We start from the raw sequence: 21,273 nt of genomic DNA on the forward strand, positions 1-21,273 counted from the left end.
GGGTCCACGCGCCCTGGCCTCCCTGGGTTGGGGCGGGTGCGGCGGCGGTGCCCTCCGAGCCCGGGGAGGACCCCCGGGCGGCGTCCGCTTCGTCCCTCGCGGGCTCGTACGGCTCGGTCACAGTCGGTATCCAACTCCCGGCACGGTCTCGATGATCTGGGGCTCACCGAGCTTCTTGCGCAGCGTCATCATGGTCACGCGGACCACGTTGGTGAACGGGTCGATGTGCTCGTCCCACGCCTTGTCGAGGAGGTCCTCCTGGCTGACGACCGCACCCTCGGCGCGCATCAGCTCCTCCAGGACGGCGAACTCCTTCTTGGTGAGGGAGATCTCTTTGTCGTCCCTGGTCACCAGGCGCTTGCCCGGGTCCAATCGTATGCCCCCGCGTTCGAGCACCGGCGGCAGCGCCGGGGCCGAGCGGCGGCCGAGCGCGCGCACGCGCGCCACCAGCTCCATGAACGCGAACGGCTTGGCCAGGTAGTCGTCGGCGCCCAGCTCCAGGCCCTCGACCTTGTCGTCGACCTCGCCCGAGGCGGTCAGCATGATGATCCTGGAGGCCGACCGCTGGGCGACCAGGCGGCGCGCGACCTCGTCGCCGTGGACCTTGGGCAGGTCGCGGTCGAGCACGATCACGTCGTAGTCGATGTAACCGGTCTTCTCCAGGGCGGCTGCGCCGTCGTAGGCGACGTCCACGGCCATCGCCTCGCGGCGGAGTCCGGTGGCGATCGCGTCCGCCATGACGCGTTCGTCCTCCACCACAAGCACGCGCATCCAGGTCCTCCTCGGAAGGTCTCAGGCACTCATTGTGACCCGGTGGGACGTAAGTCGACGGTAAGCGGTTCCTCAGCTCTACGTGACGTAGAGCACAAGTATTGGGTGGTTTGAGAGTTCCCGCAGGGTGGGTAAGGCAGGTCTACACCCCTTTGCCGTGTGCCGGGGAAGGGCCATGCTCTCCCCAGGATCCGTCACCGGGGTCGACCGGCACCTTTTCGCCCCCTGAGAAAGAAGGTGAGTATGGGCGAGTTCACGACCACGATCGAAACCCGGCTCAACCAGGCCTACGAGGGTCTCCAGGAAGCCACGGCGAACGGGGACGACTTCCTCGCCGACACCCTCACCGCCGAGATCGAGGACCTGCGCCGCCTGGCCGTCGATCACGGCATCGCCATCGAGCGATAGCACCCCTCGACGACGCGGGGACCCGCCCTTCCGGCGGGTCCCCGCGTTGTGTTTTCCAATCTTCTCGCCGCGTTCACGAACCGGCTTCCACGCGTTCCACCGTCCGTGTCGCGCCGCGGCCTCGCCTCCGGCGCCGTTCCACGGCCGCCTTCTCCTCGCCGCGCCCGCGCTCCGGGCCCGGCTCGCGGCTCCCCGGAACCGGCCCTGCCGTCACTCCCGGCCGGCGGGCGTGTCGCGTTCGGGGTCCAGCGGCGCGAGCAGGTCGTCCAGCTCCTCGAACAGGCCGGGGGCGGCGCACACCAGCATGTCCGTGCCGTACGGTTTGCCGCGCAGGCCGCCCATCCGGGCGCCCGCCTCGGTGGCGATCAGCCCAGCGGCGGCGTGGTCCCAGTACTGGGTGCCGCGCTCGTAGTAGGCGTCCACCCGGCCGGCGGCGACCGAGCAGAGATCGACGGCGCAGGACCCGCCTCTGCGGATGTCGCGGACGCGGGGCAGCACGTGCGCCAGGACCTCGGCCTGGACGGCGCGGCGGGCGGCGTCGTACCCGAACCCGGTCGCGACCAGCGCCCGCCCCGGCTCGACCCCGGTGTTGCACCGCAGCCGCTCGCCGCCCAGCCATGCCCCGCCGCCCTTGGACGCGGAGTAGAGCTCGCCGCGCTGCGGGACGCTCACCGCCCCCGCGACGATCTCGCCGTCCACCTCGACGGCGACGCTGACCGCCCAGTCGGGCAGGCCGTACAGGAAGTTGACCGTGCCGTCGATGGGGTCGACGACCCAGCGGGCGCCGCCCGTGCCGGGAGTGTCGCCGCCCTCCTCGCCCAGCACCGCGTCGTGCGGCCTGGCCTCGGCGATGCGGGCCCGGATCAGCTCCTCGGCGGCGCGGTCGAGCGCGGTGACGACGTCGGTGGGGCTGGACTTGGTCTCGACCACCTCCGGCCGGGCCGGGCGTTTGGCGACGAGCATCCGTCCCGCCTCCTCGGCGATGCTCACCGCCAGCGCTAGCAACTCCGCCTGATCGGGTGAGACCCGCTCCTCGGCCATCCTGACCCGCCCCCTCCTCGGTCCGATCACGTCAAGTTCTGAAATTTCGTGACTAAAGGGTCACTTGAGGCATCCTCCCAGATCGGGATGCGGGGCAGGCCCGCCCGGGGAGGGCAGGACGGGCACGGGGACCGGGCGGCCGGTCCCGGATGGCGTACCGGGAATCGGCCCCCGGTCCCGGCGGAGGGTGGACACGGACCGCCCCGCCGGTCCGTCGCGGACCGGCGGGGCGTGAGGGGCGCGTGGATCCCGGCGATCCGGTACCCGGGGCGGCATGGATCGGGTCACTGCGACACCGACGCGGCCAGGGTGACCGGGTCAGCGGTCACTCCAGGGCGGCGGGGCGCGCCCACTCCTCTCCGAGGACGTGCTGGGCGAGGAAGGCCAGCACGGTCTGGTACCAGACCACGGCGTTCCCGGGCTTGAGCACCCAGTGGTTCTCGTCCGGGAAGTAGAGGAACTTGGACTCGACGCCGGAGCGCTGCAGGTCCCACCAGAGCCGCAGCCCCTCCCCGATGGGGACCCGGTAGTCCTTGTCGCCGTGGATCACGAGCATCGGCGTCCTGATCTCGCCCAGCGAGTTGTGCGGGGAGAGCCGCGCGTACCGCTCGTGGCCCAGCCGGCCGAACTCGCGCTCCCAGTACATCGAGGCGTCGGTCGTGCCCGCGAACTGGTCCAGGTTCCACAGGGAGGCGTGGGTGACGATCGCCTGGAACCGGTCGGTGTGCCCGGCGACCCAGTTGGCCATGTAGCCGCCGAACGACCCGCCCATCGCCGCGATCCGCTGCTCGTCGATCTCGGGCAGCTTGAGGCACTCGTCGGTGATCGCCATCAGGTCGGCGTGGGTGACGGGGCCCCAGTTCGCCCAGCCGCGGTCGATCATCGCCTGGCCGTACCCGGTGGACAGGCACGGGTCGGGCAGCAGCACCGCGTACCCGTGCTCCGCCATGATCCACGGGTTCCAGCGCCAGGACCAGTCGTTCCAGCTCGAAACGGGGCCGCCGTGGATCCACAGCAGGAACGGGGCGGGGTTCTCCGCGCTCGCCCCCGCGGGCAGGACCAGCCAGCCGCGGATCTCGGTGCCGTCCTCGGCGACGGCGCTGACCTCGGTCAGCGTGCCGGGCAGCTCCACCTCGGGGGCCGGGGACGGCAGACGGGTCACGCTGCCGTCGGGGGCGACCCGCACCGGCACGGCCGGGGAGTCCACGGCGCTCCGCAGCGCGTAGACCGATCCGTCGGCCGCCGGGCAGAGCTGAAGGTAGGCGCCGTCGTCCGGGGTGACGCGGACGGCCGTGCCGTCCCCGTCCAGGGCCACCCGGAAGATCGGGCGGCGGCCCTGGTGGTCGGCGACGATGAAGATCGCGTCGGAGGAGGGCGCCCAGGCGATGTCGGCCGGGAACAGCTCGCCGCCGAGCGCCCGCCCCTCGCCGGTCTCCAGGTCGATGACCCACAACTCGGACGTGGTCGAGAGCTCCTCGTTCGCGTGCCGGCCCCGAGTGCAGGCGACGTACCGTCCGTCGGGCGAGACGGCGACCGGCCCCCAGAAGTCGTGGGTGTCGGAGGAGGCGAGCACCCTGCGGCCCGTTCCCTCGGCTCCCGCGTCGGCGTCCAGGTCGATGGCGACGATCTCGGAGCGCTGCGTGCCGCCCGGGAGCGGGACGTACCAGGAGGTGATGACCGTGCGGCCGTCCGGCGTCACCGCGAACGAGGCCTCGTCGAGCGCCCTGCCCGGCTCGGGGGTCAGGTCTCGCGCGTCCAGCCGGTCCGGCGCGGCTCCCGCGCGCGCCGCGAAGAGCCGGGTCTGTCCGGGGCCGAGGTCGTGGTCCCAGTAGCGGACCGGGTAGCTCTCGTGCAGGATCGCGCTGACCCCGGCCTCCTTGCGGACCTTGCGGCGCTCGCCCTCGGTGGCGGCGTCACCCGGAAGAACGTCGGCGCTGTACACGATCGTGCCGCCGGCCGCGTGGACGCCGGTGACGCCTCCCGGACGCTCGGCTATCCGCCGCGGCTCGCCGCGCTCGGGCAGCAGCCACAGCGCCGGGACCTCCTCCCCCTCGCCCTTGACCGTCTCGTCGGGGCGCCGCGAGACGAAGAGCACCTCGCCGTCGGGGGTGAAGTCGGCGCCGGCCTCGCCCTTGGCGGACCGGGTCAGCCGGTGGGGGCGGCCCTCGGGATCGACGGGGATCTCCCAGAGGGCGGTGCCGTACGACTTCTTGTCCGGATTGAGGGACTGGACCACGGACACCAGCCGGGTCCCGTCCGGGGAGAGCCGCAGCGAAAGCACGCGCGGCAGGGCGACGTATTCACTCATATCCCGGAAATGACTCACCGATCGAACCTACCCCGATCGTCTGGGGTGACCAAGGCATTTGATCACCCGTCGGCGGCCGGGACGGTCCGCGCGGCCGACCGGAGACGCGGCCGCATAATCTGTGAGACCGGGCCGGCCGACGGCCGGTACGGCGAAGCTGATCGGGCGGGGAGCGATGGGCGATCTGACACCTGAGGGCGGGCGGGCCCCGCGCTACGACGCGCTGCTCGTGGTGTCCTTCGGCGGGCCGGAGAAGCCAGAGGACGTGATGCCGTTCCTGGAGAACGTCGTGCGCGGGCGCGGGGTGCCGCGCGAGCGGCTGCTGGAGGTGGAGGCGCACTACCAGCGCTTCGGCGGGGTCAGTCCGATCAACCGGCAGTGCCGGGACCTGATCGCGGCGCTGGACGTGGACGTCCCTGTCTACTGGGGCAACCGCAACTGGCACCCCTTCCTGGAGGACACCGTCCGCCAGATGACGGCCGACGGCGTGCGCCGGGCGGCCGCCTTCGTCACGTCCGCGCACCGCTCGTATTCGAGCTGTCGGCAGTACATCGAGGACATCGAGCGGGCCAGGGCGGCGGTGCCGGGGGCGCCGGAGATCGTGAAGCTGCGCCACTTCTTCGACCACCCGGGCTTCGTCGCCGCGATGGCGGACCACACGCGGGAGGCCCTGGAGCGGCTCCCCGAGGGGCTGCGGGACCGGGCGCGGCTGGTGTTCACCGCGCACAGCATCCCGATCTCGATGGCGGAGACCTCCGGGCCGACCGGGGGCGCCTACGAGGCGGGCCTGCGCCGTACGGCCTCGCTCGTGGCGGCCGAGATCGGCGGAGACCGGCCCTGGGACCTCGTGTGGCAGAGCCGCAGCGGCCCGCCCCAGATCCCGTGGCTGGAGCCCGACGTCTGCGACCACCTGGAGGAGCTGCACGCGGCGGGCACGGAGGCGGTCGTCCTGGTGCCGATCGGCTTCGTCTCCGACCACATGGAGGTCGTCTACGACCTCGACGTGGAGGCCAAGGCCCTCGCGGAGCGGCTCGGCCTGCCGCTCGCCCGGGCGGCCACCGCGGGGACGCACCCCCGGTTCGTCCGGATGATCTCCGAGCTGATGGCCGAGCCCGAGCCGGCCCCGTGCCCGGCGACCTGCTGCCCGGCCCCGGTACGGCGCCCCCGCTGACCGGCCCCGGTCAGTCGTAGGCCCGCGCGTACGCCTCGGCGAGGCCGAGGACCCGGTTCACGTAGTCCCAGGAGTGGTTGTAGAACCAGACGGCCTTCCTGAGCTTCTCCCCGCCCTGGGCGGCCCCGTTGGCGCAGAGGTACTTGGCCGCCGACGGGACGGCGTCGTACGCGCTCCAGATGTCGGCCTTTCCGTCGCCGTCGCCGTCCACGCCGTACGTCTTCCAGGTGGCGGGCATGAACTGCATCGGGCCGAGCGCGCCCGCCGAGGAGGGGCCGTTGTTGCGCCCGTGCCCGCTCTCCACCTGCCCGATCGCGGCGAGCACGGACCAGGACAGCCCGGGGCACACCCCGGCCGAGCGCCGGTAGAGCTCCAGATAGCTCGCCGGCCGTCCCACGAGTCCCTGCCCGGTCCCGCCGCCGCTCGGCTTCGTCCCGCCTCCGGTCTTCCCGCCGGTCTTCGCGGTCTTCCCGGCCTTCTCCCTCTTTTCTTTCTTTTCGGCCTGTACGGCGAGGACGTGCGCCTTCGCTCCGAGCACGCGCTTCACCCGGCGGGCGTCCGGCGAGTCTCCGTGGATCAGGACGATCACGTCCTGGGAGAACCCGAAGGTCCGTCCCAGGTCCGCGCTGATCAGCCCGTCCACGGCGGGCAGCCCGAGCGCGGCGGAGGCGGCGAGGCGCACCCGGGGGCCGCCGTCGATCTGGTACTGCGCGCCGAGGTTCATGCCGAGCCGCCGGGCCGTCTCCGCGTCGGCCACCAGCTCGCCCCGGCTCAGCGCGCTCCACACCTCGGGGTGCTCCGCCACCGGCTGCGGCGTCCAGGAACGGAAGGTCGCCGGATCGACGGCGAGCAGCTGCAACGGGTTGCCCGCGATGCGGATGGTCCCCCCGTCCACGGCGGCGGCCGTCCGCACGCCCTTGAGGCCGGCGATCCTGCGCACGGTCTCGTCCGGCACGGACGACGTGGTGATCGCCATGAGCTGCGGCCGGGTGGCCCGGACCTCCGCCTCCGCCAGCACCGGGGAGCCGGTGGGAAGCGCGGGGCCGGGGCCGGGGGTCGATCTCTCGGTGCCCGCGAGCCGGTGCCTGACGCTGTCCTCGCGGCCGCCGTCCTCGCCCTTGGCGTACAGCACGGCGGCGCCGACCGCCACCAGGGCCGTCAGCCCCACCAGAAGCACACGTAGTGCGGCGAACCAGGGAACACGGCGCACCCGGCTCAGGCTAGTCGCTTCGGGGCGTAGATCGAGAAATCACTTGCCAACCGGTCAGCCGGTAGGACATGGTCTGGCAGGATAAGTGCACGTCCGCGTGCCGCGAGCGGGGGAGCCGCGGCCGCACCGATCGCATCGAGGTGCCCGGACGCACGGAGTGCGAGGGGAAATCGACATGGTGGGGCCGTACCGCGGGCTCTTCGGCACGCCTGGAGTCAAGGGCTTCGTCATCGCGGGATTCATCGGCCGCATCCCGATGTCCATGCTGGGCATCGGCATCATCCTGCTGGTCTCGGAGCTGACCGGCTCCTACGCCACGGCGGGCGCGGTCTCGGCGGTCGAGTCGGTGGCGTTCGCGCTGGCCGCGCCGCTGTCGGGCCGGCTCGTGGACCGGTACGGCCAGGGCAAGGTGCTCGTCCCGCTCGTCTTCCTGCACGGCGCCGCGCTCGTCGCGCTCATGCTGTGCGCGCACGTCAAGGCGCCCACCTGGACCCTCTACGCGACCGCATTCGTCGTCGGCGGGGCCGCCACCTCGCTCGGATCGATGGTCCGGGCCCGGTGGTCGCACGTGCTCGACGACCCCGCGAAGCTGCACACCGCGTTCTCGTTCGAGAGCGTGGCCGACGAGGCGATCTTCGTGGCGGGCCCGGCCTTCGTCACGGCGCTGGCCACCGGCGTCAACGTCTATGTCGGGCTCGTCGTCGCCATCCTGCTCGCCGTGGGCGGCACCCTGGCGTTCGCCGCGCTCCGCAGTACCGAGCCGCCGGCCGTGCCGAACCGCGCGCACACGGGGTCGCCGATCGCGATCCCGGGGGTCGCGCTGCTCACGGTGGTGTTCCTCGCCGTCGGCTCGGTCTTCGGCTCGGTGGACATCGTCACCGTCGCGTTCGCCGAGGAGCACGGCGCCAAGGCGGTGGCGGGCCTGCTGCTCGCCTCGGTCGCGAGCGGCAGCATGATCTCCGGCCTCTGGTACGGCTCGCGCCACTGGAAGATCGACCTGCGCCGGCGACTGGTGCGCGGGCTCGGGGTGTTCGTCGTGGGGCTGACCCCGCTCATCCTGATGGGCAATGTCCCGACGATGGCGGTCGCCCTGTTCTTCGCCGGGCTGGCGATCTCGCCCACGCTGATCACCGGGTTCTCCCTGGTCGAGCGGATGGTCCCGGCGGGGCAGCTCACCGAGGGCATGGCGTGGCTGTCCACGTCGCTCGGGTTCGGCGTGGCGATCGGCGCGTGGGCCGGCGGGCGGCTCACCGACAGCTACGGCGCCTCCAACGCGTACGGCTTCCCGCTCATCTGCGCGCTGCTGGCCGTCGCCGTGGGCCTCGTCGGGTCGGCCTGGCTGCGCACGCCCGAGACCGCCGGGAACGACGCCGCCTGAGGGGGGCGTCGGCAGGTTCCCGGTCCCGGACTCTGGATTCGACGCCGGTTTCATGAGTATCGTTCATGTTCTCTCCGAAAACGTGGGCTTGGATGGTCATGAACGAGTTCCGCAACTGGGCCGGCAACCAGTCCGCCACCCCCGCCGAGATCAGGACGCCCGCGTCCGCGGCCGAGGTGGCCGAAGCCGTACGGGACGCCGCGCGGAGCGGCCGCAGGGTCCGCATGACGGGCACCGGGCACTCCTTCACCGGCATCGCCCTGGTCGACGGCATCATGCTGCGGCCGAACGCGCTCACCGGCGTGATCGAGACCGGTGACGACTGGGCCAAGGTCGCCGCGGGCACCCCCCTGCACGTCGTCAACGACGAGCTGCACCGGCGCGGCCTCGCGCTCGCCAACATGGGCGACATCACCGCGCAGACCATCGCGGGCGCGATCCAGACCGGCACCCACGGGACCGGACGGGACATCGGCGGCCTCGCCGACCAGGTCATCGAACTGGAGATCGTGCTCGCCGACGGGACGACCACCACCGTCAGCGAGGGCCCGCTGTTCGACTCGGCCCGCGTGGGCCTCGGCGCGCTCGGCATCCTCACCGCCGTCACGTTCCGGGTGGAGCCGTCGTTCCTGCTGCACAGCCGCCGCGAGCCGCTGCCGTTCAGCGGCATCCTGGAGACCCTGGACGAGCTGACCGCCGAGAACGAGCACCTCGACTTCTTCTGGCTGCCGCACACCGACACCTGCCTGGCCAAGCGCAACAACCGCTCCCCCGGCCCGGCCCGGCCCACCGCCCCGTTCAAGCACTGGCTCGACAACGTCTTCCTGGAGAACACGATCTTCGGCGCGGCCTGCGCGGTCGGCGCGAAGATCCCCGGCGCGATCCCGCGCATCAACGGGATCTCCGCGAGCCTGCTCGGCGCGTCCGAGTCCGTCGACACGTCGTACAAGATCTTCAACTCGGTGCGGGAGGTGCGCTTCCTGGAGATGGAGTACGCGATCCCGCGCGAAAACCTGACCCAGGCCCTGCGCGAGACCCGCGACCTCATCGAGCGCATGGACTGGAAGATCACCTTCCCCGTCGAGGTCAGGGTGACCCCGCCGTCGGACGCCTGGCTGTCCACCGCGTACGGCAGGCCCAGCGCGTACATCGCCTGCCACGTCTACCGTCCGACGCCGAACCCCGGGTACTTCGAGGGCGTCGAAGAGATCATGACCAGGTTCGGCGGCCGTCCCCACTGGGGCAAGCTCCACACCAGGGACGCCGCCTACCTCGCCACTGTCTATCCGAAGTTCGCCGACTTCGTGGCGCTGCGCGACGAGCTCGACCCCCAGCGGGTCTTCACAAACGACTACCTGGACGTCGTCCTGGGCTGACACCATGGCGTCTTGACGACGTCCGAGACTCCGCCGGCGGCCCCGCTCCGTGCTCACGCGGGTCCCGGCGCGACTCGCCGGAATCCTCGGAGGGACAAGAACCGCTTGCTCAATCCCGCCACGCTGTAGAAAGGTGAATGCGACAAATGTGACTGGCGTCATGTCGCCTGCCACGCCCCTGGGGAAGGCGATGTTCGGACATGCCGGGTACGGTGCTGGAAGGCAACCGGCTCACGCGAGAAACTCAAGGGTCCGGGGGAAGATTGAGCACGACGACGAAGGGACTCGCATGCAGGAGCTCCGTCTCGTCGCGGTAAGTGAGGACGGCACCTACCTCGTTCTGGCGACTGCCGGACGCGGTACGCGGTTCACGCTTCCCGTCGACGACCGGCTCCGCGCTGCCGTCCGCGGCAACTTCTCCCGTCTCGGCCAGTACGAGATCGAAGTGGAGAGTCCGTTGCGTCCCAAGGAGATCCAGGCTCGCATCCGCGCCGGAGAGTCGGCGGAGGAGATCGCGGCGACCGCCGGCATCCCGGTCGAACGTGTCCGCTGGTTCGAGGGGCCCGTGCTGCAGGAGCGCGAGTACATGGCCCAGCAGGCGCAGCGGGTCGCGGTGCGCCTTCCCGGCGAGACCACGCCCGGCCCCACCCTCGGCGAGCTGGTCGCGGAGCGGCTGACCCGGCGCGGCGTGCCCGCCGACGAGATCGACTGGGACTCGTGCAAGCGCGACGACAACCTCTGGCGGGTGAAGCTCGGCTTCGTCTGGAACGGTCACACCCGGCACGCGGAGTGGCTGTTCGACCCGCGCCGCCGCCACATCACGCCCAACGACGACGAGGCCATGCGCCTGTCCGCCGCCGAGTACGTCGAGCCCGTCCCAGTTGAGGACACGACGGTGCGGCCGTTCCTGCCCCGCCTGGCGTCCAAGCTCGCGCCCGTCCCTCCGCTGCCCGAGGGCCCGCTCTCGATCCGCGCCGGCCGCGCGGAGCCCGACTTCCCGTCCGTACGGCCCGAGCCCGCCCGCCGGGACGAGCCGGTCCGCGACGAGCCCGCGGCTCGTCCGGCCGCCGAGACGGCGTACCTGCCCGAGACCCCGCTGGTCCCGGGCCGTCCGGTCTTCCGTCCCGAGCCGAGCCGGGAGACGGCGTTCCACCTGCGCGAGCCCGCCCAGGAGGCGGCCCTGCCGGAGGCCGAGACGCGGCCCTCGGTCCGGGTGACCGGACCCGCGCCCGTCCACGGCGGCGCGCCGCCGCCGAGCGCCTCCCCCTCGCCCCTGCCCGGCGTCCGGGACGCCACGTCCCCGGCGAGTCCCGGCGACCCGGTGGGCGAGCCCGTGGTCGAGGAGACACCGCGCGCCGAGGAACGGCTCGTGGTGCCGGAGAGCGCGCCGGACGCGCCCTCCGTGGACGTTGGGGCGTCCATCGAGCCTGAGGCGGCCACCGACGCGATCGTCGAGGCCGCCGGCCCGGCAGGCGCCGCGGAGAGTGCCTCGGTACAGGACACCGCCACGCCGGCGACCGACGACGTCCCGGTGGCTCCCGTGCCACCCGAGCGGCAGGACGAGGCCACCTCGTTTGTGGCCGCCGCCGCGGAGGCGATCGAGGCCGCGACGGCATCGGACTCCCCGGTGCCGGAGGCCACGATCTCGGAAGGCACAGCTTCGGACGGCACAGCTTCGGACGGCAGGGTTTCGGAGGGCACGGCCGTGGAGGCCGCGGCTTCGGGGGGCGCGGTAGACGTGTCCGCTGAAGCGACCGCGCCCGTGAGCGACGCGGTGCCTTCGGAGCCGACCGCGCCCGAGCCTGCGGCCGTGGCGGACGCCGGGGGCACCCCGGAGAGCGAGGCCGCGCCGCCCGCCGCCCAGCAGCCCATGCCCGCCGAGCGGGCCGAGGCCCCTGCTGACGCCCCCGCGACCAAGCCGGTCGAGGCCCCTGCTGACGCCCCCGCAGCCAAGCCGGTCGAGGCCCCTGCTGACGCGCCCGCGACCGGACCGGCCGCCGAGCCCGCCGCCGGACCCGCGCCCGCGGAGGACGAGCCCGGCAAGGCCAAGGAGGCCGTCGCCGTGCCCGCCGCGCGGGTCAGCGAGGAGCGCGCCGCACCGCCCGCCGCGCCCGCTGCCGCCGCTTCGGGCAAGAGCGCGGGCAGGGAGGGCGCGGCGAAGGAGCCGAAGCCCGAGCCGCCGGCGCCACCCACTCCCAAGCCCGCTCCGGCCCGGCCCCGCAAGTCGCGCGGGCGGCGTGCCTCCGTCCCCACGTGGGACGAGATCATGTTCGGCGCCCGTAAGCAGGAATGATCCGCTCCTGACGGGGCGCCCGCGCCCGTCTCCCCCCGCGTCTCGCGGACGGCCGGCTTCCGGCCGCTCCACCGGCACGTCACACCATGTGGCTCCGGCTGCTCGGGTCTCCCCCCGGCCGACTGTTCCGCTGCATGAACGCCCTCATCCGAAGCTCCGCTGATCGGCTGTCAGGCCGTCGATCACGACGCGGCACCGCCCCGCTCCCCCAGACGTCCCGCCGACCGGCTGTCGCATCGCCCGGCATCCCGGGGCGCGGCCCGCTCTCTGCCCTCTGCTCCTGACCAGCCCAGCGCCGCGACGGCGCCCCTTCCAACCCGCGAAACCGCGTCAGGACCGACGATGCGGCCCACAGACGGATCCGTCAGGCCCGGGACATCCCGACGCGTTCCAGAGAGCGCAGCGATCGGGGGCGTGGTGCGCGACCACGCCCCCTGTGCATCGCCGTTCGTCCGGCCCGCAGGCCGGTGGCGAGGCGGCCGGATCACTGCTGCGACTGGTGCATCCGCTGCATCTTCTCCGTGTGCATGCGCTCCTCGTGCATCCGGCGCATGCGCTCCTCGTGCATGCGGTGCATCTTCTCCATGTGCATACGGTGCATGCGCTCCTCATGCATCCGGCGCATCCGCTCCTCGTGCATGCGGTGCATCTTCTTCTCCTTGTGCATCCGCTTGCAGCTGTGGAAGCCCTTGTCGTAGCCGTCGGAGTAGCCGCGCTCGTAGTCGTCCTCTCCGGCGGCGCCCTGCATGCCCTTCTTCATCTCCTTGCCGGCCTTGCAGTCGGCGTGGCCGTCCTTGTACCCGTCGCGGAAGCCCTTCTTGTAGTCGTCCCGGCTGAACGCCGAGTGGTGCGACATGCTCAGGGTCGCCTGGGTGGGGGTGGCCGAGGCGTGGGAGACCCCGCCCGGACTGAGTGCGAGGGTTGTCAGGAGGGCCGAGCCGAGCAACATCGCACGTCCTGTGCGTCGCATGGCCGTCTCCTTTCTCCATCGGGCCACCCGGCGACCGCCCGGCCGGAGGGTGGGCGCGACTAACGGTCACCTCGCATCGTGACTGGAGTCGCGCGACGGCGCCGCGACACCGACGTGACGCGGGCGTGACCGCTTCCCCTCCGGCGCCACCTGCCGCGATCCGGGGGCTCACGGTGTCACGGCCGCAGGCCGGCGACCAGCTCGCGAAGACGCGGTGAGGGCCGGATCCGCAGCTCGGCGTGCAGGAGGCCGGCGCAGCGCTGGTAGTCGCGCAGCGCCTCGGCCTGGTTCCCCTCGGCCAGGTGCGCGCGGATCAGCGCGGCGTGGGCGCTCTCCCGCAACGGCTCGGCCCGTACGGCGAGGCACGCGGCGGAGACCGCGTCGGCGAACCTCCCTGCCGCGATGAAGTCGTCCACGAGCGCCTCCAGAGCGTGGACGCGGAGCCGATGCCACTCCTCCGCCTCGAGGATCACCCAGTCGTCGTACCAGCCGGGCAGCAGGTCGGCCGAGAGCGTCACGACGGCGTCGGCGCTCAGATCCCGCTCGGCGGTCGGGGTGGTCCGGTCGAGGATGCGCCGGGCCAGGGCCCGCGCCTCGTCGACGTCCACACGGGCGGCGGGGCTCAGCCGTACATCGGTCGCGCCGATGTCGAGAATGCGGCGGCCGACGCCGTCCAGGCGGGCGAGGGCCGACCGCAGGCTCGCGTGCGCCCTCCGCTCCGAGGCGTCCGGCCACAGCCTGCCCGCCATCAGCGCGCGGGGCACGGACTGGCCGCAGAGGGCGATGAACGAGAGGAGCCGCTCGGCGCCGCCGGAGACGGCCACCTGATCGCCTCCGGCGAGCAGCCGGAAACCGCCGAGAAGAGTGATCCGCAAAGCACTCCAGTCGTTGCTCTCCATGATCCTCCCGCCTCGCGTGGGAAACGACTCGCGTAGGAAAAAGATGGAAAAAGGATCTCGACCGGCGGCTCCGCCGCGCTTCCCTCCTCTAGGTACCCGATGTGTGGTAAATCGCTGTGATTCTTCACCGAATGGGTGGATAACGAGCTGCCAATCGGTCGTCAGCCCAGGTCACGGCGCACCTCTGCCCGCGTCTCAGCGCGTCATCAGCGATATGTCAGCGCCCGGCCGGAGAGATCAGCGAAATGTCAGTGGCGTCCTCCAGAGTGGAGCCGACACCGACGAGAAGAGAGATCATGACCTACGCGATTCAGGCCGAGGGACTGGCCAAGCGCTATGGCGAGACGCGGGCCCTGGACGGTGTGGATCTCGAGGTGCCGCGCGGCCGACTGCTCGGGGTCCTCGGGCCCAACGGCGCGGGGAAGACCACCGCTGTGCGCGTCCTCGCCACCCTGCTGCGGCCCGACGGTGGCCGTGCCCGGGTCGGCGGCTACGACGTCGTCAGGCAGGCCCACCAGGTGCGGTCGCTGATCGGCCTGACCGGGCAGTACGCCGCGGTCGACGAGACGCTGACCGGCGTGGAGAACCTCGTTATGATCGGCCGGCTGCTCGAGATGCCGCGGGCCGAGGCCCGCCGGCGCGCCGCCGAGTTGCTCGCCCGGTTCAACCTGACCGAGGCGGGCGGCCGTGCCGCCAAGACGTACTCCGGGGGGATGCGGCGCAGGCTGGACCTCGCCGCGAGCCTCGTCGGGCGCCCCCAGTTGCTGTTCCTGGACGAGCCGACCACCGGCCTCGACCCGCGCAGCCGGGCGGACCTGTGGGCGGTCGTGCGCGGCCTGCGGGACGACGGGGTGACGGTGCTGCTCACCACGCAATACCTGGAGGAGGCCGACCAGCTCGCCGACGACATCGTGGTGTTCGACCACGGCAAGGTCATCGCGAGCGGCACCTCCGACGAGCTCAAGGCCACCACCGGCGCCCAGGTGCTCGAGGTGCGGCCGCTGCTGCCGTCCCATCTGGACGTGGTCGCGAGCGTGGTGGGCGACGTGCTCGGCGCCGCGCCCGAGGTCGCCGGCGGCCTGGTCTCCGGCAGCGTACGGGATCCCGCGCTGGTGCCCTCCATCGTGCGCCGCCTGGACGATCTGGGCGTGGTCGCGGCCGAGCTGTCGCTGCGCAAGTCCAGCCTCGATGAGGTCTTCCTCGCCCTGACCGGCCACCGCGCCGAAGAATCCGAAAGCGCCGGCGACCGGCCCGGCGACGGCCCCGGCAGCAGGGCCGGCGCCCACGACGACACGCGGAACGGCACCGCGAGGAAGAGGGAGGTCGCGATATGACGGCCATCAGCCCGGCGGCTCCGGGGGTCACCGTCTCGGCGCGGCCGGGGGTCGCGGCGACCATGCGCCACACGGCCACCCTGGCGTGGCGCAGCCTCGTGCAGATCAAGCACAACCCGATGGAGCTCCTGGACCTGAGCGTCCAGCCGATCATGTTCCTGCTGCTGTTCACATACGTGTTCGGCGGGGCGATCGCCGGCTCCACCGGTGACTACCTGCAGTTCTCCCTGCCGGGCCTGATCGCGCAGAACATGCTGTTCGCCAGCCTGACGACGGCGATCGGGCTCAACACCGACATCACCAAGGGCGTGTTCGACCGGCTGCGGAGCCTGCCGATCGCCCGGTCGGCGCCGCTCACCGGGCGCATCGTCGCGGACACGCTGAAGCAGGTGTGGGCGTTCGCGCTGTTCCTCGGCCTCGGCATGGTGCTCGGGTTCCGCGTCCACACCGGCGTGTTCGGCGTCATCGGCGCGCTGGCGCTGCTGCTCGCGTTCGCGCTGGCCATGTCCTGGCCGGCGGTGCTCATCGGGCTGACCGCGGAGAACCAGGAGAAGGTGCAGATCATGGCCTTCTCGCTGATGATGCCGATCACCTTCACCAGCAACGCGTTCGTGCCGACCGCCACCATGCCGAGCTGGCTGCAGAAGTGGGCGGAGATCAACCCGGTCAGCCACCTGGCCGACGCGGTGCGCGGGCTCCTCAGCGGCGGTCCGGTCGCCTCCAGCGCGACCGTGTCCCTGCTGTGGGCGGCCGGGCTCGCGGTGGTGTTCGCCCCGCTGTCGATCCGCGCGTTCCGCAACCGTACGTGACCCGGCCGCGCGGGCTCTCAGCCGGAGGCGGCGGCGAGCATGTCGTCCAGCGGCGTCGCCCGGCCGCGCTCGTAGGCCCGGGAGAACCCCTCGGGTCCGAGCGCGGCCCGCGCGGCGGCGGTGATGCGGCTGTGGTCGAAGGCGACCACCTCGTCCACGCCGCGCATCGCCGCGGCGGATCCGAGGAGGCGGGCGGCCAGCTCCGGCTCGCCGTCGAGCAGCGCCAGCCCCGCCCTGGCGATGAGCACATGTCCGATGATCGGACCGTCTTCGGCGGTGACGGCCGCCTCCAGGGCCGCGGCGTGCATCCGGCGCGCGCGGGCCGCGTCGCCCTCCTGCTCCGCGAGCAGGCCGAGGGACGCATGCACCAGCGCGCGGTACTGCGGCGGATGGACGACCGGCCCGTCGATCTGCCGGGACGCCGCGGCGTAGTGCCTCCGGGCGAGGTCGAGGTCGCCGTCCTCCCGCGCGAACTCCCCTCTGACGAGTTCCAGGCCCGCCAGGCCGACCGGGTCGTCCCCCGCGACGCAGATGCGCTCCGCCTCGTCGATCACCATGTGCGCCCCCGCGCGGTCCCCGGCCGCGTTGAGGGCCATCGCCAGCCGGCTCCGCATGTGCGGGGTGTCGTCGGAGGCGCCGATCTCGTCGACGTACGCGATGGCCTCGCGCATGATCGAGATCGCTCCGGCGTTGTCCCCGCGCATGACCTTGGCCTCGGCCAGCGCGGACAGCGAGTTGGCGATGCCCCAGCGGTCACCGGCCAGGCGGAACCCCGCAAGCGCGGCCGCCACGTCGGCCTCCCCCTGGGGGACCCGGCCGCTGTTGAAGTGCAGATGCCCCCGGAACAGGTGCGCCGCGGCGACCAGCCACGGATCCGGCGCGGCGAACAGCTCGGCGAGGTGGCGGTCCATGGTGTCGGCGTGGCGGAGGAAGAGGCTCAGCACCGGCCGGGCCAGCGCGACGATCGGGTGCAGGGGACTACTGGGCGCGAGCAGCTCGACCAGCGAGCCGACGCCTTCGAGGGCCTCCCGCGCGCGCTCCCAGTCGGCGGAGCCGCCCAGCGCGGTCACGCCGTAGACCGCGAGCAGCAGCGCCCGCTTGGCCGGGTCGGCGTCCTCGGGGACGATCCGGAGCACTTCGGCGGTCCGCGCCGCGCCCTCCACCCGGCGTCCGGCCAGCCACCAGTACCAGCCGAGCGCGCCGACCAGCCGGATCGCCAGGTCGGCCTCGCCCTCGTCGATCGCCCAGCGCAGCGCGGCCGACAGGTTGTCCTGCTCGGCCGCCAGCCGGGCCAGCCACCCGACCTGGTCCGGCCCGCGCAACCGCGAGTCGGCCGTCTCGGCCAGTTCGGTGAAGAACTCCGCGTGCGCCAGCCGCACCCGTCGCTCCTCGCCCGACTCGGCGAGCCGCTCGGCGGCGTACGCCCTGATCGTCTCCAGCATGTGATAGCCGCCGTCGTCGTAGACGACGAGGGACTTGTCCACCAGGTGCCCGAGCAGGTCGACGGTCCAGCCCGACGCGCCCGGCCCCGCGCAGACGCGCTCGGCGCTCTCCAGGGTCGCCCCGCCCGCGAAGACCGACAGCCGCGCGGCGAGCCGCCGCTCGTCCTCGTCCAGCAGCTCCCAGCTCCACTCGACCACGGCACGCAGCGTCTGGTGCCTCGGCAGCGCCGTACGGCTCCCGCTGGTGAGCAGGCGGAACCGGTCGTCGAGGCGGTCGGCGATCTGCCCGGCCGAGAGGGTGCGCAGCCGGGCCGCGGCCAGCTCGATCGCGAGGGGCATCCCGTCCAGCTCCCGGCAGATGCGCTCGATCATCGGGCGCTCCCCGTCCACCGCGTATCCCGGCCTGGCGGCCGTGGCGCGGTCGGCGAACAGCCGTACCGCGGGATCGAGGTCGAGCGGGCGCACCGGCCACAGCACCTCGCCGGTGATGCCGAGCGGCTCCCGGCTGGTGGCGAGGACGCGGATGTCCGGGCAGTCGGCCAGCAGCCGGTCCACCAGGACCGCGGCCGGCTCGATCAGGTGCTCGCAGTTGTCCAGGACGATCAGCGCACGGCGGCCCGCGAGGAGGGCGGCCAGCCGCTCGGTGGGGTCGGCCTCGCCGTGCGGCCCGGTGCCCGGCCGCCTGGTCATCAGGCTCGCGTCCCTCAGGCCGAGCGAGGTGAGCATCGTCTGCGCGATCTCGTCGGGGTCGCGCAGCGACGCCAGCTCGACCAGCCAGGCGCCGTCCGGCACGCCGGAGGAGAGCCGCTCGGCGGTTTCGACGGCGAGCCGTGTCTTGCCCGCCCCACCGGGACCGAGGAGGGTCAGCAGCCGGTGCGCGTCCAGGAGGCCGCCCACGCGCTCGACGTCCGTCTCACGTCCGACGAAGCTCGTCAGCCTGGCCCGCAGGTTGCCCTTGCGCGCGGCAGGCGCGGGGCGGGGCCGCTCGTCGGCGACGGGCGATTCCGGGATGACGGCCGGCTCCCGGGCGGCGTACTCCGGGGCAGCCGACTCCGGGGCAGCCGATTCCGGGGCGGCGGTGACGCGCGTGTGGACAGCAGCGGGCCGCTCCTCCCCCGGGACGGCCGGGGCGGACCCGATGTGTGGGAGGGGGTCGCGGCGCAGCACGGCGAGGTGCAGTTCGGCGAGCCGGGGCGAGGGATCGGCTCCGAGCAGGTCGGCGAAGGCGGCCCGGGCCTCCTCGTAGGCGGCGAGCGCCTCGACCTGGCGTCCGGAGGCGTAGAGGGCCCGCATGAACTGGCCGCGCAGCCGTTCGCGCAGGGGGTGCGCCGTGATGAGGGCGCGCAGCTCCGGCAACACCTCGGCGTGCCGTCCCAGGGCGAGGTCGGCGTCGATCCGGTCCTCGGTCGCGGCGATCCGCAGGTCGTCGAGCCGCGCCGCCTCCGGCGCACCGTCCGGCAGGTCGGGAAGCGCGGGGCCGCGCCAGAGCGCGAGTGCGTCCCGCAGGGTGCGCGCGGCGGCGGGGGCGTCGCCCGAGGCCAGCGCCCGGCCGCCCTCCCCGCACAGCCGGGTGAACACGTGGACGTCGACCAGTTCGGGCGAGACGGCCAGCCGATATCCGGACGGGTGGGCGACCACCAGCTCGCGGTCGATCGCGGCGCGGAGCCGGGAGACCAGGGCCTGGAGCGCGTTGCCGACACCGTTCGGGGGACTGTCCTCCCACACCCTCGCGACGAGCGCGTCGACCGGGACGGCCCGGCCTGCGTCGAGCAGCAGCGCCGTCAGCAGGGCCCGCAATCGCTGCCCGCCGATCTCGATCAGCCGGCCGTCCTGCCGGACCTCGAGAGGGCCGAGGACGGAGAAACTTAAGCCTGTGTCCCGTTCCGTCCCCGCCATGCCTCGATTATCCGTGTCTTCCGGAGCCGGCGAGCCATCGGACCGCGGGCCCGTCCCCCGTACGACGCTCGGACGAGAGGTGCGACCGCCGTACCAGCGGTGACCACGGCCGGGGCCTCACTTCGCACCCCGTCCGGAACGGCGGGGGCCGCGGGCTCCGGGAGCGCGCGCGGAGCCGGCCGGGGGAACGGATCGGCGCGATCCGGTCAGTGCACCGTCCAGATCCGCGTAGCATCATCGGGCATGGGGTCGCCGAACAAGTCAGGACGCGCGCGGCGTGCCGTCGCCATCGCGGCGGTCGCGCTCACCGCATCGGGCTGCGGGATCCTGGGCGGTGGTTCGCCCAGGAACCTCGACGTGATCAGTGTGTCCAGTCCGCGTTTCCGCGACGGCGCCCCCCTGCCGCACGGCTACTCCTGCGACGGAGGGATGGGCAACCCGCCCCTCCGCTGGTCGGGTACGTCGGGCGCCAAGTCGGTGGCCCTGGTGGTCGACGACAACGGCCCTCGGAGTGAAGCGGAGGTGCACTGGGTGGTGTTCAACATCGACCCCAACACCACCGAGCTTGCCGAGAACGGCGTCCCCCGAGGCGCGAGAGAGGGCAAGACGACGACCGGAAAAGTCGGATACGTGCCTCCGTGCGCCCCCAACGGGAACTACCGTTTCACCGTGTACGCCTTGGACGCGAAGCTCGATCTCCAGCAGGGCGCCTCCCTTGGGGAGACCCTGGAGCACATCGCCGACCACACCATCGCTCGCGGCCGTCTCACTGCTTCGAACATCGAGTGACATGCCGAACACCGCAGGTAGCAGCGCCTCGCCAATCTTCGCCAAGGGTGTGACAACGGTCATCGTGGTCGAGCAGAATCGGATCCAATTGCTGAGCGCAGGTGAACAAAGGGGGCAGGTCGTGTCGATGGCCGCGCGACCTCACCGGCGCCGCTGGAAGGCCATGGCCTTGAGGGTGGTGCTATGATCGCGGTCATTTCTGGCCTCGTCGCCGTCGTGCTCTTGGTACTGGTGGTCGTGGCCATGGGCATGCGGTCGATGAACCGCAGGGAGAGCGCGCTCCCGCCCGAGCGGCTGAAGGCCATGGCCGAGAACAAGGGCCCCAAGCCCCGGCGTCCCGCCGAGGAGACCTTCTTCGAGAGCTTCCCCAAGGGTTTCGACGCGTTCGAGGAGCCGCAGACCGCCAAGCAGCAGCGCGCCTCCCGCCCGGCGCCCCGCCCCGGCGGCCGGCAGGCCTCGCGCCCGGGGGCGCAGCGCGGCAAACAGCCCGCGGCCGCCCGCGGCCGGCGCGGTGTGGACGAGTGGGGCGAGCAGGACGACTACGACGACGACTACTGGACCCGGGTCCGGTCCGACGAGGGCGGCTTCGACGGCGCCGGGGGCGCACAGCCGGACGCGTCCCGCCCTGTCGCCGCCTCGTCCGAGCCCCAGGCCGTTGCCCCGCAGGCGCCGGCCCCGCGGCACTCCGGTTCGTCCGGGCTGGCCGATCTGGTCGAGCCCCTGCGCGCCACCCCCGCCTCCGCGCTCGCCGACCAGAAGACGATGACCTTCTCCGCCTCGGGCTCCGACGTGCTGGGCGCGCTCGGCACCCCGGCCCCGGCCCCGGCCCCGGCCTCGCGGCCCGACCCGCTGCTCGACCGCGGCGCCCCGCTGCCCGCCGGCTCGCCGACCGGTCCCTTCTCCGCCCCGCCGGCCGACCCGCTGAACACCCCCCGCGGCAGCGGCTCCTTCGGCGCCGTACGCGGCGTGCCGCCCGCCACCGGCCCATTCGACGACGTGATCCCGGAAACCGGGATGTTCGAGGCGATCCGCGACACCGGCCCCGCCCCGTCCGCCGCATCGGCGACCGGCCCGTTCGACAGCGTGATCCCCGAGACCGGGATGTTCGAGGCGATCCGCGACACCGGCCCCGCCCCCACCACCCCCCCGACCGGCCCCTTCGACACCGCCGTCCCCCA

16 protein-coding genes and 1 pseudogene are annotated in these 21,273 nt (G+C 72.9%); 10 read left to right on the plus strand and 7 right to left on the minus strand.

Translation table 11 applies throughout. From position 1 onward, the window contains the following. Positions 1 to 117 precede the first annotated feature (117 nt). Positions 118 to 771 carry a response regulator transcription factor gene (locus AWQ68_RS12435; protein WP_066939400.1) on the minus strand — a complete coding sequence of 218 codons (654 nt, stop codon included), beginning with the start codon at positions 769 to 771 and terminating at the stop codon, positions 118 to 120. A 243-nt stretch (positions 772 to 1,014) separates the two neighbouring features. Here AWQ68_RS12435 and AWQ68_RS43520 point away from each other — a divergent pair, with 243 nt between their 5' ends. Next, the gene (locus AWQ68_RS43520; protein WP_169808901.1) at positions 1,015 to 1,179 is read left to right on the plus strand and encodes a hypothetical protein; all 165 of its coding nucleotides are present in this window, start codon (positions 1,015 to 1,017) and stop codon (positions 1,177 to 1,179) included. Between the two features lie 210 nt (positions 1,180 to 1,389). Here the strand turns inward: AWQ68_RS43520 and AWQ68_RS12440 are convergent, their stop codons facing one another. Both AWQ68_RS12440 and AWQ68_RS12445 read right to left on the minus strand, forming a co-directional pair. Next, entirely contained in the window at positions 1,390 to 2,220 is an 831-nt protein-coding gene (locus AWQ68_RS12440; protein ID WP_066939403.1) for an inositol monophosphatase family protein, read from the minus strand. Between the two features lie 325 nt (positions 2,221 to 2,545). Continuing rightward, positions 2,546 to 4,528, minus strand: coding sequence for a S9 family peptidase (locus AWQ68_RS12445; RefSeq protein ID WP_066939406.1), 1,983 nt, complete (start codon positions 4,526 to 4,528; stop codon positions 2,546 to 2,548). A 175-nt stretch (positions 4,529 to 4,703) separates the two neighbouring features. Here AWQ68_RS12445 and AWQ68_RS12450 point away from each other — a divergent pair, with 175 nt between their 5' ends. Continuing rightward, positions 4,704 to 5,699, plus strand: coding sequence for a ferrochelatase (locus AWQ68_RS12450; protein ID WP_066939409.1), 996 nt, complete (start codon positions 4,704 to 4,706; stop codon positions 5,697 to 5,699). Between the two features lie 10 nt (positions 5,700 to 5,709). On the opposite strand, the gene AWQ68_RS12455 is transcribed toward AWQ68_RS12450, so the two are convergent. Then, positions 5,710 to 6,909 (minus strand): lytic transglycosylase domain-containing protein, encoded by a 1,200-nt coding sequence (locus AWQ68_RS12455; protein WP_066939411.1) that lies wholly within the window; start codon positions 6,907 to 6,909, stop codon positions 5,710 to 5,712. A gap of 175 nt (positions 6,910 to 7,084) precedes the next feature. Between AWQ68_RS12455 and AWQ68_RS12460 the strand changes: the two genes are divergently transcribed. From AWQ68_RS12460 to sepH, 3 genes are all read left to right on the plus strand, one after another. Beyond that, on the plus strand, positions 7,085 to 8,287 hold the full coding sequence (locus tag AWQ68_RS12460) for an MFS transporter (RefSeq protein WP_066939414.1): 1,203 nt from the start codon (positions 7,085 to 7,087) through the stop codon (positions 8,285 to 8,287). Between the two features lie 98 nt (positions 8,288 to 8,385). Continuing rightward, on the plus strand, positions 8,386 to 9,663 hold the full coding sequence (locus tag AWQ68_RS12465; protein ID WP_066939533.1) for a D-arabinono-1,4-lactone oxidase: 1,278 nt from the start codon (positions 8,386 to 8,388) through the stop codon (positions 9,661 to 9,663). A 289-nt stretch (positions 9,664 to 9,952) separates the two neighbouring features. Next, a complete protein-coding gene (gene sepH / locus AWQ68_RS46140; protein ID WP_084463903.1) occupies positions 9,953 to 11,956 on the plus strand; it encodes a septation protein SepH in 2,004 nt (667 codons plus the stop codon). 484 nt (positions 11,957 to 12,440) lie between these two features. Here sepH and AWQ68_RS12475 read toward each other — a convergent pair whose 3' ends face one another. Further along, positions 12,441 to 12,926 carry a hypothetical protein gene (locus tag AWQ68_RS12475; protein WP_157545192.1) on the minus strand — a complete coding sequence of 162 codons (486 nt, stop codon included), beginning with the start codon at positions 12,924 to 12,926 and terminating at the stop codon, positions 12,441 to 12,443. 176 nt (positions 12,927 to 13,102) lie between these two features. Then, positions 13,103 to 13,825 (minus strand): AfsR/SARP family transcriptional regulator, encoded by a 723-nt coding sequence (locus AWQ68_RS12480; RefSeq protein ID WP_066939419.1) that lies wholly within the window; start codon positions 13,823 to 13,825, stop codon positions 13,103 to 13,105. Between the two features lie 296 nt (positions 13,826 to 14,121). Between AWQ68_RS12480 and AWQ68_RS12485 the strand changes: the two genes are divergently transcribed. Further along, positions 14,122 to 15,159, plus strand: a complete 1,038-nt coding sequence (locus tag AWQ68_RS12485) for an ATP-binding cassette domain-containing protein (RefSeq protein WP_084463904.1) — start codon at positions 14,122 to 14,124, stop codon at positions 15,157 to 15,159. After that, on the plus strand, positions 15,156 to 15,968 hold the full coding sequence (locus tag AWQ68_RS12490; protein ID WP_066939421.1) for an ABC transporter permease: 813 nt from the start codon (positions 15,156 to 15,158) through the stop codon (positions 15,966 to 15,968). The genes AWQ68_RS12485 and AWQ68_RS12490 overlap by 4 nt, the downstream gene beginning before the upstream one ends. Positions 15,969 to 15,985: 17 nt before the next feature. Here AWQ68_RS12490 and AWQ68_RS12495 read toward each other — a convergent pair whose 3' ends face one another. Further along, on the minus strand, positions 15,986 to 19,306 hold the full coding sequence (locus AWQ68_RS12495) for an AfsR/SARP family transcriptional regulator (protein WP_066939424.1): 3,321 nt from the start codon (positions 19,304 to 19,306) through the stop codon (positions 15,986 to 15,988). Between the two features lie 243 nt (positions 19,307 to 19,549). Here AWQ68_RS12495 and AWQ68_RS12500 point away from each other — a divergent pair, with 243 nt between their 5' ends. The 3 genes and pseudogenes from AWQ68_RS12500 to AWQ68_RS43525 form a co-directional block, all read left to right on the plus strand. Then, positions 19,550 to 20,095, plus strand: a complete 546-nt coding sequence (locus AWQ68_RS12500; RefSeq protein WP_066939427.1) for a YbhB/YbcL family Raf kinase inhibitor-like protein — start codon at positions 19,550 to 19,552, stop codon at positions 20,093 to 20,095. Position 20,096: 1 nt separating this feature from the next. Continuing rightward, positions 20,097 to 20,282, plus strand: coding sequence for a hypothetical protein (locus tag AWQ68_RS42305; RefSeq protein ID WP_157545195.1), 186 nt, complete (start codon positions 20,097 to 20,099; stop codon positions 20,280 to 20,282). Further along, positions 20,279 to 21,273 (plus strand): annotated as a pseudogene (locus AWQ68_RS43525) (hypothetical protein); the annotation flags it as partial. The gene AWQ68_RS42305 and the pseudogene AWQ68_RS43525, both read left to right, overlap by 4 nt.

The organism is Microtetraspora fusca (assembly GCF_001570365.1).
In the GTDB taxonomy this organism is placed as follows: domain Bacteria; phylum Actinomycetota; class Actinomycetes; order Streptosporangiales; family Streptosporangiaceae; genus Microtetraspora; species Microtetraspora fusca.